Origin of the sequence: Amycolatopsis sp. NPDC098790, from assembly GCF_044759945.1 — a bacterium.
In the GTDB taxonomy this organism is placed as follows: Bacteria; Actinomycetota; Actinomycetes; order Mycobacteriales; family Pseudonocardiaceae; genus Amycolatopsis.
The window spans coordinates 2,476,335-2,489,455 of record NZ_JBIWAI010000002.1 but is presented as its reverse complement, the minus strand read 5'-3'; the positions used below and the strand labels follow the sequence as shown (position 1 = coordinate 2,489,455).

Genomic DNA, 13,121 nt, shown 5'->3' with positions numbered 1-13,121 from the left:
ACGCGGGATCGGAGCGAAACTCCACCGAGCGATGAAGAAAGGTGTTAGGCTCCGGCCGTCATGACGGAAGACAGCACCCCCCACCGGTCCGGCCGCTGGCGGTCCGGCGCGGAGAGCAAGCAGCGGATCCTCGACACCGCGCGCGAACTGTTCGGCGAGCACGGCTACGGCGCCACGACGGTGCGCGCGATCGCCACCGCGGCCGGGGTCGACCCGGCGATGGTGTTCTACTTCTTCGGCACCAAGCAGCGCCTGTTCGGTGCCGCGGTGGACATGTCCGGCGACGTCGCGCCCGCCATCGCGTCGATCTTCACCGGCGGTCTCGAGGGCGTCGGCGAGCGCATCGTCCGGACGCTGGTCGAAAACCTCGACCGGTCCGGCCGCACGCCGCTCGTGATGCTGACCAGGTCGGCGCCCACCGATGCCCAGTCCGAAGCGCTGCTGCGCGAGTTCGTCGACCGCGAGATCACCGAGCGGCTCGCGGCGCTGCTCGGCACGCCGGACGCCGCGGTGCGGGCCGCGATGGTCAACGTCCAGATCCTCGGTCTCACCGTCGCGCGGTACATCATGCGGATGGAACCGATCGCGTCCGCCTCCGTCGACGAACTGGCCGGCCGGTTCGGCCCCCTCGTGCAGCACTGCCTGACCGGACCGGCGACAGCGCCCTGAACGTGACCCGTCAGAGGCGGGCCGAGGGGGAGCCGACGCCGCGCAGGAGCGTGTCCACGACCGCCGTCGCCAACGCGTCCGGGTCTTCGGCGTCGTTGTCCGGGTGGCAGACCTCCTCGATGAGGGCGCGGTAGACGCGGGTCGCCCAGCGGGGGTCGACGTCTTCGCGGAGCAAGCCCGCCTCCCGGGCCCGGCCGAACAGCTCGTCGCAGCGGGACAGCAGGCTGGGCATGCCCGGGTGGGTGTGGCCCGCCCGGTTCATCGCGAACGCCCAGCTTCGCTTGACCCGCAACACGTTCGCGGTGACCTGGTACAGGCCGATCAGGGGTGGGGTCGTCTCGGGACGGGCCGCGTCCACGGCGGCGTTGAACTGCTCGTTGGCCCAGGTGGACAACGCGTCGAGCAGAGCTTCGCGGGTGGCGAAGCGGCGGTGCACGGTCGACCGGGCGACGCCGGCGGCGTCGGCGACCTGCTCGATGGTCGCGGCCGGGTTCGCGCCGTAGACCTGCTCGGCGGCTTCGAGGATCGTGCGCATCGTGCGCGCGGAGTCCGCTCGATGCGGCCGGTCCTGGTTCGTCACGGGCGTCAGGCTACGCGACGGTCTTACCCCTGCCCCGACTTGCGACATTGATGACGCAAGTTGTGCTTCGATGGCATCACGGACGAAGCAAGGCGGAAGGAGCAATCGTGGATCTGCAGCTGACGGGAAAGACCGTGCTGGTCACGGGAGCGAGCCGGGGGATCGGGCTGGCCATCGCGCAAACCTTGGTCGCGGAGGGCGCGACGGTGATCGGCGCGGCGCGCACGGTGTCCGAGGAGCTGGCCGCCAGCGGCGCCCACCCGGTGGTGGCCGACCTCTCGACGCCGTCGGGCCCGGACGAGCTCGTGACGTCGGTGGCGGCCGAGCACGGCGACCTCGACGTCCTGGTCAACAACGTCGGCGGGGGCAACGAGCAGGACCAGCGGGACCTGCGGGACTTCTTCGGGTACGACGACGCCGCGTGGCAGCGCCAGTTCGACTTGAACTTCTTCTCGGCGGTGCGCGCGTGCCGGGCCGCGATCGCCGGGTTGACCCGCCGGCGCGGGTTGATCGTGAACATCTCCTCGATCGGGGCGCGGGTGCCGCACGACGGGCCGGTGCCTTACACCACGGCGAAGGCCGCGCTGACCGCGTTCGGCAAGGCGCTGGCCGAGGAGGTCGGCGAGCAGGGCGTGCGGGTGGTGACCGTGTCGCCGGGGCCGACGAGGACGTCGTTGTGGACCGACCCCGAAGGGTTCGGCGGGGCCGTCGCCGCGGCGCAGGGAGTGGCCCACGCCGACCTGCTGGCCGGCCTGGCCGCGGCGTCCGGCATCCGGTCGGGCCGGATGGTCGAACCCGACGAGGTCGCGTCGCTGGTCGCCTACCTGGCCTCGCCCCGGGCCGCGAGCATCACCGGACAGGACTACCTGGTCGACGGCGGCGCGGTGAAGACCGCCTGACCGGGCGTCCCCCTTCTTCGGCGCCGTCTCCGGCCGTGCTCACCGACCGGAACTTCGCGGCGACGGACGGGGTCAGCGGCACGTCGAGGCTGCCTGCGACGAGCTCGGAGCGGAGGCGGTCGGTCGTCTTCCAGCTGGCCAGGGCCCGCTCCGGGTCCGTCGCCGACACCGACAGCAGCACCGCGTGCACGATGTCCTCGAACCTGCCCCGCCGGCCCAGTGACACCGTCGTGAACGGCTGGACGCGCGGGCCCGATTCTCTGCCGTGGCCTTCAGGTAGTCAGCGGACCGCATGCGCATGGGGAGCGGCAGGAGGCCAGGCCGTCACACGTCCGGCCCGGATCGGCCTTAGTCAGCCTCAACCGGCCCGAAAATGCAGGTCAGGCCCTATCTGACCACGAAAGGTGCCAGCTCGGAAAAACGATGCCCTAAGTTTTGGCACAAATAGGCGAGGTGGGGCCCTGACCCGCTGTTTGTCGTTGTTGATCTGGTCAGGCCGTCTGCGAACCCTGCCGCAAGATCGACATGAGACGATCACGAAGTGAGCTGGAAGGCGATGACGCCCGTCGAGGTGTGTGACCTCATGGAGTTCTGGGAGGTCGCGCCGTGGCCGCTCACGCGTGAGCAGGTGCACCAGCTGGCCGTCGAGTGGTTCGGCTGGACGATCGAGGTCGAGGACGGCGTCTCCTACCTCATGAACACCGTGTCCGGGTTCACCTTCGCGGACGTGATGACCATCGGCTCCAAAGGTGACCTGTCCTACGTCAAGCTCGACGTCTCGGACACGATCCGCGAGGTCACCGCCGCATCGAGGCGGTTCCTCGGGGACGCCTTCGCCCTGGTGGTGCGCGAGGCGGAAACGCGGTGGGGGGCGCCGGCGATGCGTGACTTCGAGGGGACGTCGTCCGCGACCTGGGACACGGCGTCCGGCGCGCGGATCTCGTTCGACAACGCTTTGAAGGGCCTCGGTGCGAAGTTCGAGACCCCGCAGGGCGTCGAGCTCGACCGGAAGGCCGGACACCGGTGAACCCGGACCCTCGGGAGACCGGGCGATTCGTCCGGTACCGGGATGTCGAGTACCGGCTGCGGCACTCGGCCGGGAAGTGGTGGATCGCGGCGGACCACGCGGTCGACGAGTCGTTCGCCAAGGAAGGGCGCCGCTACTTCGTGCGGCCGATCAAGCACGATGACGTGCTGGACTGCTACGACGTGTCCTGCCCCGGCACCTACCGCGGTCTGCCGGTCGAGGTCGGTCAGGGCGCGCCGGGTGGTTACTGGGTGACCGCGCACGACCCACGGGCGGTCGCCGAGGGTTTCGAGCGGGCCGATCATCGCGGGCCGTTGCAGAAGCACGTCGTGTTCGGGGACCCGGAGCTGCGGTTCACCACCACGGTCACCCCCGTTTCGATGCCGTGGAAGGTCGCGTACGACTGGGAGCAGTTCACCGAACGGCTCACGGACACGTTCCGCGACGTGACCGATGGTGTGGTCCTCATCGTCCACGCGGCGGCGGACCCGAGGCGGTACGTGCAGTTCGCCGGCTCGCCCGACCGGCTCTACGCGGAAGCACCGGGGACGGACGTCGTGGCGGACGCCGACGAGTTTCAGCTGCGCAGGTTCGACTGGGTGGCGCCGGACGCCGGGCAGCCGAACTGGACGTCGTCGCTTCGGCGCCCCGCGCTCACCGCCGAGTTCGCGCAGCTGGCACGGCGTTGTGTTGCGGCGCTTCGCCAGGCGTACGGCATCGTCGGCCCGGATGAACTCCGGTACCGGGCGTGGCGCCAACCGCAGGGTGCGGAGGCCACCGCGGTCGAGTTGCCCGGACTCGGGCTCGGCTGATCCGCCGTCCCGACCCGGGTGACGCACGCGGCGTCCCGGTTCACGCCGGGCGCGCCGCCCACGCGTCGAGGTCGTCCCAAGCCGTCAGGTGCAGGCCGCTCGTGAACCGGCGGGGCGTCCCGGTCACCGGGTCGTCGAACGCGACGACCCGCGCCAGCAGCTGCAGCGGTTTCGTGAAGTCCCCCAACGGCTTTTCGCGCAGCACCGGGTAGAAGTCGTCGCCGAGGATCGGGATGCCCAAGCCGCTCAGGTGCACGCGCAGCTGGTGCGTCCGGCCCGTCGACGGCACCAGCCGGTAGCGGCCCAGGCCGTGGCGGTGCTCGGCCAGCTCGACGTACGTCTCCGCGTTCGGCTCGCCCGGCACCTCCTGCGCGGCCAGCACGCCACGCTCCTTGACGATCCGGCTGCGCACTATCCGCGGCAGCTCCAAAGCCGCGTCGAACGGCGCGATCGCCTCGTACTCCTTGTGGACCTTCCGGTCGCGGAAGAGCGTCTGGTACTTCCCGCGCAGCTCCGGCGTGATCACGAACATCACCAGCCCGGCGGTGACGCGGTCGAGGCGGTGGGCGGGGGAGAGGTGCGGCAGGTCGAGGTCGCGGCGCAGGCGCACGAGCGCCGTCTCGAGGATGTGCTGCCCGCGCGGGATGGTCGCCAGGAAGTGCGGCTTGTCGACGACCAGCAGGTGCTCGTCGCGGTGCACGACGCGGATTTCGAACGGCACCGGCACCTCGTCGGGGAGGTCGCGGTGGAACCAGATGAACGAGCCGGGCGCGTACGGCGTGTCGACGCCGAGCGGGCCGTCGGAGCCGTGGATGCGTTCCTCGCGCAGCATCTGCTCGATGCGGTCCGGCGTCACCCGCGGCAGCCGGTCGACGAGGTGCGCCAGCAGGGTCGGCCACTCGCCGTCGGGCAGTTTCAGCCGGGCGGGATCCAGCCCGTGGCGGGGCGGGATCGGGGGCCGGAGCTTGCGTCTCATCGTCCCCCGACTGTAGCTAACCCTCCGACGGCGTCCGGTAGCGCGCGACGTAGCGGGCGGTCGCCTCGGCGTTCTTCGCTTCGGCGGCCTCGGCGCGGATGCGGCGGCCGGTGTGGTGCGGGAAGCCCTGCCTGCCCAGCCGGTGCTCGACGCTCTCCTCCATGTACGCGCAGGAGTAGAAGTACGCCACGAGCGCGGCCATCAGGACCAGCGAGAGCCGCAGCCAGATCGAGCCGGGCAGCAGCAGCCACACCGCGCACAGCGGCACGATGCCGACCGAGCGCTGCAGCACGTACCGGGCCCGCCAGTGCTTCGACGTCGCGTCGTGCAGTGCCCAGTCGTTGTAGCGGGCCGGCAGCTTGACCCCGACCGCGTAGCCGAACCAGCGGAGCACACCAGGTCGTTCCATGAGGTCTAGCGTACACTAATGATTAGTGTACTAACTGTCTCGTGGGCCACGTTAGGATCGCGCCATGATCGACCTGGGTGAAGACCCGCTGAAGCTGGACCGGCAAGTGTGCTTCGCGCTGTCGGTGGCTTCGCGCAGCGTGATCGCGATCTACCGGCCGCTGCTGGAGCCGTACGGCCTGACCCACCCGCAGTACCTGGTGATGCTGGCGCTGTGGGAGCGCTCGCCGCGCTCGGTCAAGGATCTCGGGACAACGCTGCGCCACGAGCCGGCGACGCTGTCCCCGCTGCTCAAGCGGGTCGAGGCGCTCGGGTACGTCACGCGCAGCCGGAGCCGCGAAGACGAGCGGCAGCTGACGGTCGAGCTGACTGACAAGGGCCGCGCGCTGCGGGCCGAGGCGGAGAAGATCCCGTACAAGGTGGTCGAGACGCTCGGGATGGACGTCGCCGAACTCGAGGAGCTCCACGGTGTGCTGACCCGGGTCATCGACGCCACGGCCTGAGGAATGCCCCCGCGCCGCGTGGGGTTGAGCACAGTGTGCTGAAGATCAGGCTGGGCGTCGCGCCGGCGGCGGGGACGGGGCCGCCGGCGTTCGCCGGGCTGGCGGAGCGGCTCGAGGACGCCGGCGTCGACTCGCTGTGGCTCTCCGAACTGGTGTACTCATCCGAAGTCGACCCCATGATCGGCATGGCGCACGCACTCGCGCGGACGTCGAAGCTCAAGGTCGGCACCGGCGTCGCGATCCTGCCCGGACGGCACCCGGTGCTCGTCGCCAAGCAGCTGCTGACGCTGGCCGGCCTGGCACCGAAGCGGGTCTTGCCGGTGTTCGGCCTGCGCCCGGCGCGTCCGGCGGAAAACGACCTGTTCCCGGTGCCGGCGGGCAAGCGTGCTGCGGTGTTCGACGAGTCCCTGACCTTGCTACGCCGTCTCCTCGAAGAGGACGAAGTGACCTTCGACGGCGAGTTCTTCCAAGTCTCCGAAGTAAGGCTGGGTCCGCGTCCGGCGAAGCGCCTGGACGTCTGGCTGGGCGGCTCGGCTCCGGCGGCCCTGCGCCGCACCGGCCGGCTGGCCGACGGCTGGCTGGGCAGCTTCCTCACCCCGGCCCAGGCGCGCGACGCTCGGCTGGCGATCCAGGAGGCCGCGGCCGAGGCGGGACGCGAAATCGAGGAAGACCACTTCGGGCTGAGCCTGGCCGTCGCGGAACACGGCCTGCCCGGCGAGCTGACGGCCGCCGCGGCCCGGCGGAATCCGGGCGCGCCACTCGAAGACCTCGTCGCGACGAGCTGGGCCGACGCCCGCAGGCTGGTAGAGCAGCACATCGAGGCCGGCCTGTCGAAGTTCGTGATCCGCCCCGGCCACGGCGACTTCGAGGACTTCCTGGAGAAGTTCCAGGCCGAGCTGGCGCCGCTCCAGAACTGACGGCTGAGGCTGTCAAGAAGAACAAGACTGCACTTCGCGCGAGTTCGCGGGCACCCTCGTCGGCATGCGTGAACTCGCCGCCGAGCAGGACCACCTGAACACCCTGTACGCCCGCCTCGACGCGTTGCGCGCGGAAGCGGCCGCCGCCCTCGCCCGCGGGCACGCGGCAGACGTGTGGCAGGGGGAACTCGCTCGGCTGAAGGTGGTCGAAGACGGGCTCTGCTTCGGGCGGCTCGACCTCACCGGCGGCCGGCGGGTCTACATCGGACGGCTCGGCCTGTTCGAAGACGACGAGGCCCTGCTGGTCGACTGGCGCGCACCCGCGGCCCGGCACTTCTACACCGCCACCGCCGCCGAACCCGGCGACGTCGTGCGCCGGCGGCGGATCAGCACGCGCGGGCGGACCGTCGTCGCCCTCGACGACGAACTGCTCGACCCCGACGCACCCGGTGACGACCTCGTCGGCGAGGCCGCGCTGCTCGCCGCGGTGACGGCCGAGCGCACCGGGCGCATGCGCGACGTCGTCACGACCCTGCGGGCCGAGCAGGACCGGATCGTCCGCGACGGCGCCCGCGGCGTGCTCGTCGTGCAGGGCGGCCCGGGCACCGGCAAGACGGCCGTCGCCCTGCACCGCGTCGCCTACCTGCTCTACACCCACGAGCACCTGCGGACCCGCGGCGTGCTCGTGCTCGGCCCCAGCCGGGTGTTCCTCGACTACATCGGCCAGGTGCTGCCCGGGCTCGGCGAAAATCGCGTGGTGACGGCGACCGTGCCCGACCTCGTCCCCGGCGTAGTCGTGAGCGAGGTGGACTCGGCCGAGGACGCCGTCCGCAAGGGCCGCGCGGACATGGCCGCCGAGCTTTCCAGGCGGGTACGCGCGACCGTCCGGGTGCCGGACGAACCGGTCGACGTCGAGTTCGAGCAGCAGGTGCTGCGGCTGGAAACGGCGGTGGTCCGCCGGGCCGTCCGGAAGGCGCGGGAGACCGGGTTGCCGCACAACCCGGCGCGTCAGGTGTTCCACCGGGAGGTCGTGGGGACGCTCGCCGGGGAGCTGGTCGACCGCATGGAGGCGGTCGTGTTCACCGAAACCGGGGAAGCACTCGACGGCGGCAGCGCCGACGGCCGGCTCAGCGATGCCGACCTCCGGGCGCTGGCCGGTGCGGGCGTGGTCCTCGGCGCCGAGGACGACGGCCCGCGCGTCCTGCTGGATGACGTCGATCGGGAAGCCGTGCGGACGGCGCTGCTCGCCGACCCCGGCGTCCAGGACGTGCTCGACGACCTGTGGCCGCCGCTGACCCCGGCCGACGTCGTCGCGGGGCCGTGGAGCGCCGCGGACGTCCCGTTGCTCGACGAAGCCGCCGCCCTGGTCGGCGCGAGCGTGCCGGTGTTCGGGCACGTGGTGGTCGACGAGGCGCAGGAACTGTCCGAAATGGACTGGCGGATGCTGGCGCGCCGCTGCCCGTCCCGGTCGATGACCGTCGTCGGGGACCTGGCGCAGACCGGGACCGCGGCGGGCGCCACTTCGTGGGACCGCGTGCCGCGGCCGCACCGGCTCGCCGAGCTGACCGTCAACTACCGCACGCCGGCCGAGATCATGGCGGTCGCGGCCGAAGTGCTCGCCGCGCACCACCCGGCGGTGCGGCCGCCGCGGTCGGTGCGCGAGAGCGGGGAACGGCCGTGGCGCGTCGGGACCGCGGACGTGCCCGGGACACTCGCCGCGCTGGCCCGCGCGCACACCGGCGGCAAGCTGGCGATCATCGCGCCGCGGACGGACGAGCTGGCGGCCGCACTCGCGCTGCCGGTGCCGCCCGACCTCACCGACGACGTCGTCCTGCTGACGCCGGCCGAGGCGAAGGGGCTGGAGTTCGACGAAGTCGTCATCGCCGACCCGGCGGCCATCCTGGCCGCCGGCCCCGCCGACCTCTACGTGGCCATGACCCGCGCGACTCGCGGACTCGGCGTCGTGCACCCCGGTCCGGTGCCGGCGGAGCTGCGTTCGCTGGCCGTCCGAAGCGCTTAGAACTCCAGCTGTTCGGTCTTGCGCGGCATGAGCAGCAGCGCGACCACCGAAACCACCGCCACGACCAGCAGCCCGACGAAGACGTAGTGGGTCGCCTCCGCCAAGGCACCCCGCACGAACGTCGCCACCGGGGAGTTGTCCGGGTGGCCGCTCAGCACCGTGCTCGTCGCGTCCACCGAGGGCGGGAGCTTGCCCGCCACCTCGGGCGGCGGCGACGCGAACCGCGAGGCCAGCGTCGCGTTGGCGATCGCGCCGAAGACCGCCGCGCCGACCGCGCTGCCCAGGGAACGGCTGAACAGGTTCGTCGCCGTCACCACGCCGCGGCGGTCCCAGCCGACCACCGACTGGACCGCCACCAGCGTCGGGCTCGACGTCATGCCCAGGCCCAGCCCCAGGACGAACGCCGCCAGCGCCGCCGCCCAGATCGACGACGACGCGTCCAGCAGCGCCACCAGGACGCCGCCGCCGACGACGAACACCGTGCCGATCAGGGCCGTGTCGCGGAAGCCGATGCGCAGGTAGACCTTGCCGGCCAGGGACGCCGAGATCGGCCAGCCGACCGTCAGCGCGGCCACCGCGAACCCGGCGACCAGCGCGCCCGCGCCGAGGACGCCCTGGGCGTACGTCGGCAGGTACGACGTCAGGCCCATCAGGACCGCGCCGACCACCACGGCCAGGAGGTTGCCGCCGACCAGGATCCGGCGGGTGAACACCCACAGCGGCAGCACCGGCTCGACGGCACGCTTCTCGACCAGCACGAACGCGACGAGCAGCAGCGCGCCCGCGGCGAAGATCGCCACGCTCGGCACCGAGCCCCAACCCCACGCGACGCCGCCTTCGAGCAGGCCCAGGATGACCAGCGAGCAGCCGATCGTCAGCAGCGCCGCGCCCGTGTAGTCGACCTTGTGGGCCTTGCGTTCCACCTTCTCGGCGAAGTTGCGGTGCAGCATCAGCGCGGCGATCGCGCCGAGCGGCAGGTTGATGAAGAAGATCCAGCGCCAGTCGAGGTACTCGGCGAACACACCGCCGAGCGTCGGGCCGACGACCGACGCGATGCCCCAGACGCTCGCGACGTAGCCCTGCACCCGGGCGCGCTCCTCGACCGTGTAGAGGTCGCCGATGATCGTCATCGACATCGGCTGGATCGCGCCGGCGCCGATGCCCTGCACCGCGCGCGCCGCGATCAGCACCGGCATGCTCCACGCGGCGCCGCACAGCACCGAGCCGACGAGGAACGCCGCGACTCCGAAGAACATCACCGGGCGGCGGCCGAGGACGTCGGCGAACTTGCCGTAGAGCGGGACGGTGACCGCCTGGGTCAGCAGGTAGATCGAAAACAGCCACGGGAACTGCGAAAACCCGCCGAGGTCGCGCACCACCGACGGGACGGCGGTCGCGATGATCGTGCTGTCCAGCGCGACGAGCGCCGTGCTGAGCATGACCGCGATCAGCACCGGGCCGCGCTCCGACCGGAAACCGACCCCTTTCACGCTGGTGGCGGCGTCGGTCGTCATCGGCGGGCTGCTCCTCGGGAGGGTCATGACCGGGGTCAACTACTTTGCTCTCCTAAGCATTCCATCCGGGTCCCCGGGACCCCAGTGAATTTCCGTCACAGTGCGCATCCCGGAAGATGGGTCGGATGAGCGACTGGATCCGCCCGATCGGGCAGGGGTGGGTGGTGCGCGACGCGGTGCCCGGCCCCGACGTCGACGAGTTCGCCGAGCCCGACCGCGTGGTCGCCGCGCTGGCCGAGCCCGGCGCCGCCGACAGCCTGCTGGCCGTGCAGCACCCGGCCCGGACGCCGGCGGCGCTGGCGCGCGGGCTCGACCTGGCCGCCGCGGTCCCGGTCGCGCGGGCCGTGCTCGAACGGCTCCGCAAGCGGTCCTACCGGCCGGTGCACGAGTTCGTCGCGCCCTACCGGATCGAAGGGCCGGACGGCGTGGCACTCGGCCTGCTGTGCCTGGTCGACCCGGCGGCCGTCACCGACGACGGCGCCGCGCGGGTCCGGCACACCGAAGACGTCTACGCCGACGTCGTGGCCGAACGCGCCGCGGTGCTGGCCGGGCTGGGCTGCGCGACGAGCGCCGCGATGCTCGTCCCGGCCTCGGGCGGCGACCTGCTGACCGAGCAGGTCGAACGCGCCTGCGCCGGCCTCGGTCTGCCCGATCTGTCCACAACGGACGCGGCCGGGCGGCGGCACGAGCTGTGGGTGGTGCCGCCGGGGCCGTTGCAGAACCGGCTGCTGGCCGCGGTCGCGGCGGCCGACCTCCTGGTGGCCGACGGCAACCACCGGGTCGCGGCGGCCGCGGCGGCCGGCCACGGCGCGCTGCTGGCCCTGGTCACGGCGGGCCCGCAACTGCGGATCGGCGCGATCCACCGGGTGCTGACGGGCACCGGGCTCGGCCCGGAGGACCTGGTGACACGCTGGTCGGCGGCCGGCTTGGACGTCCGGTACGACGAGCACGCGGTGCCCGTCCCGGGCGAGGTGGTGGTCCGCGCGGGTGCGGCGGTGCTGCGGATCCCGCTGCCGGTTCCGGACGGGCCGTCGCCGGTGATCGACCACGAGGTCGTCGAGCGGGTCCTGTTCGCCGGCGCGCTGGGCGTGGACCCGGACGGGCCGTGCGTCCGGCCGCTGCCCGCGGGACGTCCGGTGCCGGCCGGCGCGGACGCGGTGGTCCTGCTCGCGCCGGTGCGGTTCGCGGACGTGCTCGCCGTGCACGCGGCGGGGCGGCGGATGCCGCGGAAGGCCACCTACTTCACGCCGAAGCCGCGCAGCGGGCTGGTGCTGGCGGAGCTGTGACGGGTCCGAAATGACGTGAATGACTCATTCATGTCGCCTGACGACATGAATGAGTCATTCACGTCAGGCAGGGGAGCGGCCGGGCGTCCCACCAGCTGAGGACCCGGGTCGCGAACAGCGTCAGCCACTTCGACGGCTGGCCCGCCGGCACGTCCACCTCGAACCACACCCGGCCGGTGTGCCGCTCGGTCTGCAGCCACGTCCCGTCCGGCTGCCGGGCCGCGCGGATCAGGTCGATCGCGTCGGTCAGGCGCGGGTCGGGGCGGTCCGCGTCGCGGAAGTACGAAGCCGCGTTGAGCACGTCGTAGTGCCAGCGGATCGGGTAGGAGAACTCGCCCACACCGGGCACGATCGGTTCGCCCGTCGACAACCGCCGCAGGAGGCGGCGCTCCAGCAGGTACTCCTCGCCGGCGAGGCGGGCTTCGCGCACCGCGTCGGTGCCGCCGGTGGCCTGCTCGAACGCCAGCAGGCCCTTGAGCGAGTTGAGTGTGGAGTGGACGGACGAGCGCGTCGAACCCTCGACCCACTCGCAGTTCCAGCCGCCGTCCGGCAGCCGGTGCGTCACGAACCACTCCGCGATCCCGGCGACGTCCGCGCCGAGCCACACGCCGTTGGCCAGCGTCCACGCGTTGATGCAGCAGTCGACCTCGCCGGCCCAGTAGGGCAAGTTCTCGTACTCCCACCGGCTGTTCTCGGCCAGCCGCGAGGCGGTGTCGCCGAGCACCGAAGCGTCGAGGCCCCATTCGCGCAGGGAGTTCAACGTCCACGTCGTCGCCGTCCAGGGCTGGGCCTCGCCGCCGCGGAAGCCCGCCGGGAAGAACGCGCCGCCCGCCCACTGGCCGTCCGGGTCCTGCAGGGACAGCAGCCGCGCGCCGAAGCCTTCCGTGGCGACCCGGGCGCGCGTCGCCTGCCAGACCTCGGGCGGCTCGCCCGCCAGGTCGCGCTCGACCTGCCAGCGCAGCGCCGGATCGGAGTCGCGCAACCAGGCGAGCACGTCCATCAGGCGCCCGTGACCCCGTCGATGGCCTCGCGCAGGAAGTCGGCGTGACCGTTGTGGCGCGCGTACTCGTGGATCATGTGCAGCATCACCAGCCGCAGCGAGACGTCCTCGCCCCAGCGCGCCTGGTGCCCGGTGACGTCCAGGGACTCGGCCGCTTCTTCGATCTTGCGCGAGTGCTCCACTTCGGCCTGCCACGCTTCAAACGCTTCCGCGCGGGTCGAACCGCTCGCGTCGTAGGCGGCCTGGAAGTCCCCTTCGGGTGACCACCGCAGCGGGACGTCCTCGGCGTTGATCACCCGCCGGAACCAGGTGCGCTCGACCTCGGCCATGTGCCGCACGAGGCCCAGCAGGGACAGCGTCGACGGCGGGCTCGACGCCCGGCGGAGGTCCTCGTCGGACAGCCCGTCGCACTTCATGGCGAGGGTGGCGCGGTGGAAGTCGAGGAACGTGCGCAGCATTTCGCGCTCGCCCCCGGTCAGCGGCGGTTCGGGTCGTTCGGTGGTCACCGGA

The 13,121-nt window shown here is 72.1% G+C and carries 14 protein-coding genes; 8 read left to right on the top strand and 6 right to left on the bottom strand.

Annotation, left to right across the window (positions count from 1 at the left end):
• The first annotated feature begins 60 nt into the window (after window positions 1–60).
• Window positions 61–669 (top strand): TetR family transcriptional regulator, encoded by a 609-nt coding sequence (locus tag ACIQWX_RS25280; protein WP_400875628.1) that lies wholly within the window; start codon window positions 61–63, stop codon window positions 667–669.
• Between the two features lie 10 nt (window positions 670–679).
• Here the strand turns inward: ACIQWX_RS25280 and ACIQWX_RS25275 are convergent, their stop codons facing one another.
• Window positions 680–1,249, bottom strand: a complete 570-nt coding sequence (locus ACIQWX_RS25275; RefSeq protein ID WP_400875624.1) for a TetR/AcrR family transcriptional regulator — start codon at window positions 1,247–1,249, stop codon at window positions 680–682.
• Between the two features lie 107 nt (window positions 1,250–1,356).
• Here ACIQWX_RS25275 and ACIQWX_RS25270 point away from each other — a divergent pair, with 107 nt between their 5' ends.
• From ACIQWX_RS25270 to ACIQWX_RS25260, 3 genes are all read left to right on the top strand, one after another.
• Window positions 1,357–2,148, top strand: a complete 792-nt coding sequence (locus tag ACIQWX_RS25270) for an SDR family NAD(P)-dependent oxidoreductase (protein ID WP_400875621.1) — start codon at window positions 1,357–1,359, stop codon at window positions 2,146–2,148.
• 541 nt (window positions 2,149–2,689) lie between these two features.
• Window positions 2,690–3,175: a DUF6301 family protein gene (locus ACIQWX_RS25265; protein ID WP_400875619.1), complete on the top strand. Its 486-nt coding sequence runs from the start codon at window positions 2,690–2,692 to the stop codon at window positions 3,173–3,175.
• Window positions 3,172–3,987 (top strand): TY-Chap domain-containing protein, encoded by an 816-nt coding sequence (locus ACIQWX_RS25260; protein ID WP_400875616.1) that lies wholly within the window; start codon window positions 3,172–3,174, stop codon window positions 3,985–3,987. The genes ACIQWX_RS25265 and ACIQWX_RS25260 overlap by 4 nt, the downstream gene beginning before the upstream one ends.
• Before the next feature lie 40 nt (window positions 3,988–4,027).
• Here the strand turns inward: ACIQWX_RS25260 and ACIQWX_RS25255 are convergent, their stop codons facing one another.
• Both ACIQWX_RS25255 and ACIQWX_RS25250 read right to left on the bottom strand, forming a co-directional pair.
• Window positions 4,028–4,963 carry an RluA family pseudouridine synthase gene (locus ACIQWX_RS25255; RefSeq protein WP_400875614.1) on the bottom strand — a complete coding sequence of 312 codons (936 nt, stop codon included), beginning with the start codon at window positions 4,961–4,963 and terminating at the stop codon, window positions 4,028–4,030.
• Between the two features lie 16 nt (window positions 4,964–4,979).
• Window positions 4,980–5,357, bottom strand: a complete 378-nt coding sequence (locus tag ACIQWX_RS25250) for a DUF5313 domain-containing protein (RefSeq protein ID WP_400875908.1) — start codon at window positions 5,355–5,357, stop codon at window positions 4,980–4,982.
• Window positions 5,358–5,436: 79 nt separating this feature from the next.
• Here ACIQWX_RS25250 and ACIQWX_RS25245 point away from each other — a divergent pair, with 79 nt between their 5' ends.
• From ACIQWX_RS25245 to ACIQWX_RS25235, 3 genes are all read left to right on the top strand, one after another.
• Window positions 5,437–5,874: a MarR family winged helix-turn-helix transcriptional regulator gene (locus ACIQWX_RS25245; protein ID WP_400875611.1), complete on the top strand. Its 438-nt coding sequence runs from the start codon at window positions 5,437–5,439 to the stop codon at window positions 5,872–5,874.
• Window positions 5,875–5,909: 35 nt separating this feature from the next.
• The gene (locus ACIQWX_RS25240; protein ID WP_400875608.1) at window positions 5,910–6,791 is read left to right on the top strand and encodes a TIGR03854 family LLM class F420-dependent oxidoreductase; all 882 of its coding nucleotides are present in this window, start codon (window positions 5,910–5,912) and stop codon (window positions 6,789–6,791) included.
• Between the two features lie 64 nt (window positions 6,792–6,855).
• A complete protein-coding gene (locus ACIQWX_RS25235) occupies window positions 6,856–8,811 on the top strand; it encodes a HelD family protein (RefSeq protein WP_400875605.1) in 1,956 nt (651 codons plus the stop codon).
• Here ACIQWX_RS25235 and ACIQWX_RS25230 read toward each other — a convergent pair.
• Window positions 8,808–10,325 (bottom strand): MDR family MFS transporter, encoded by a 1,518-nt coding sequence (locus tag ACIQWX_RS25230; protein ID WP_400875602.1) that lies wholly within the window; start codon window positions 10,323–10,325, stop codon window positions 8,808–8,810. The genes ACIQWX_RS25235 and ACIQWX_RS25230 overlap by 4 nt on opposite strands.
• 125 nt (window positions 10,326–10,450) lie before the next feature.
• Between ACIQWX_RS25230 and ACIQWX_RS25225 the strand changes: the two genes are divergently transcribed.
• On the top strand, window positions 10,451–11,611 hold the full coding sequence (locus ACIQWX_RS25225) for a DUF1015 family protein (RefSeq protein WP_400875599.1): 1,161 nt from the start codon (window positions 10,451–10,453) through the stop codon (window positions 11,609–11,611).
• A 58-nt stretch (window positions 11,612–11,669) separates the two neighbouring features.
• Here ACIQWX_RS25225 and ACIQWX_RS25220 read toward each other — a convergent pair whose 3' ends face one another.
• Together ACIQWX_RS25220 and ACIQWX_RS25215 are read right to left on the bottom strand one after the other, a co-directional pair.
• Entirely contained in the window at window positions 11,670–12,611 is a 942-nt protein-coding gene (locus ACIQWX_RS25220; protein WP_400875596.1) for a squalene cyclase, read from the bottom strand.
• Window positions 12,611–13,117 (bottom strand): DinB family protein, encoded by a 507-nt coding sequence (locus ACIQWX_RS25215; protein ID WP_400875593.1) that lies wholly within the window; start codon window positions 13,115–13,117, stop codon window positions 12,611–12,613. The genes ACIQWX_RS25220 and ACIQWX_RS25215 overlap by 1 nt, the downstream gene beginning before the upstream one ends.
• Between the last annotated feature and the right edge of the window lie 4 nt (window positions 13,118–13,121).

Excerpts from the sequence above, each read along its gene's own strand:
- ACIQWX_RS25255 (WP_400875614.1), bottom strand. The coding sequence starts at position 4,963 with ATGAGACGCAAGCTCCGGCCCCCGATCCCGCCCCGCCACGGGCTGGAT.
- ACIQWX_RS25225 (WP_400875599.1), top strand. The coding sequence starts at position 10,451 with ATGAGCGACTGGATCCGCCCGATCGGGCAGGGGTGGGTGGTGCGCGAC.
- ACIQWX_RS25235 (WP_400875605.1), top strand. The coding sequence starts at position 6,856 with ATGCGTGAACTCGCCGCCGAGCAGGACCACCTGAACACCCTGTACGCC.
- ACIQWX_RS25280 (WP_400875628.1), top strand. The coding sequence starts at position 61 with ATGACGGAAGACAGCACCCCCCACCGGTCCGGCCGCTGGCGGTCCGGC.
- ACIQWX_RS25245 (WP_400875611.1), top strand. The coding sequence starts at position 5,437 with ATGATCGACCTGGGTGAAGACCCGCTGAAGCTGGACCGGCAAGTGTGC.
- ACIQWX_RS25230 (WP_400875602.1), bottom strand. The coding sequence starts at position 10,325 with ATGACGACCGACGCCGCCACCAGCGTGAAAGGGGTCGGTTTCCGGTCG.
- ACIQWX_RS25220 (WP_400875596.1), bottom strand. The coding sequence starts at position 12,611 with ATGGACGTGCTCGCCTGGTTGCGCGACTCCGATCCGGCGCTGCGCTGG.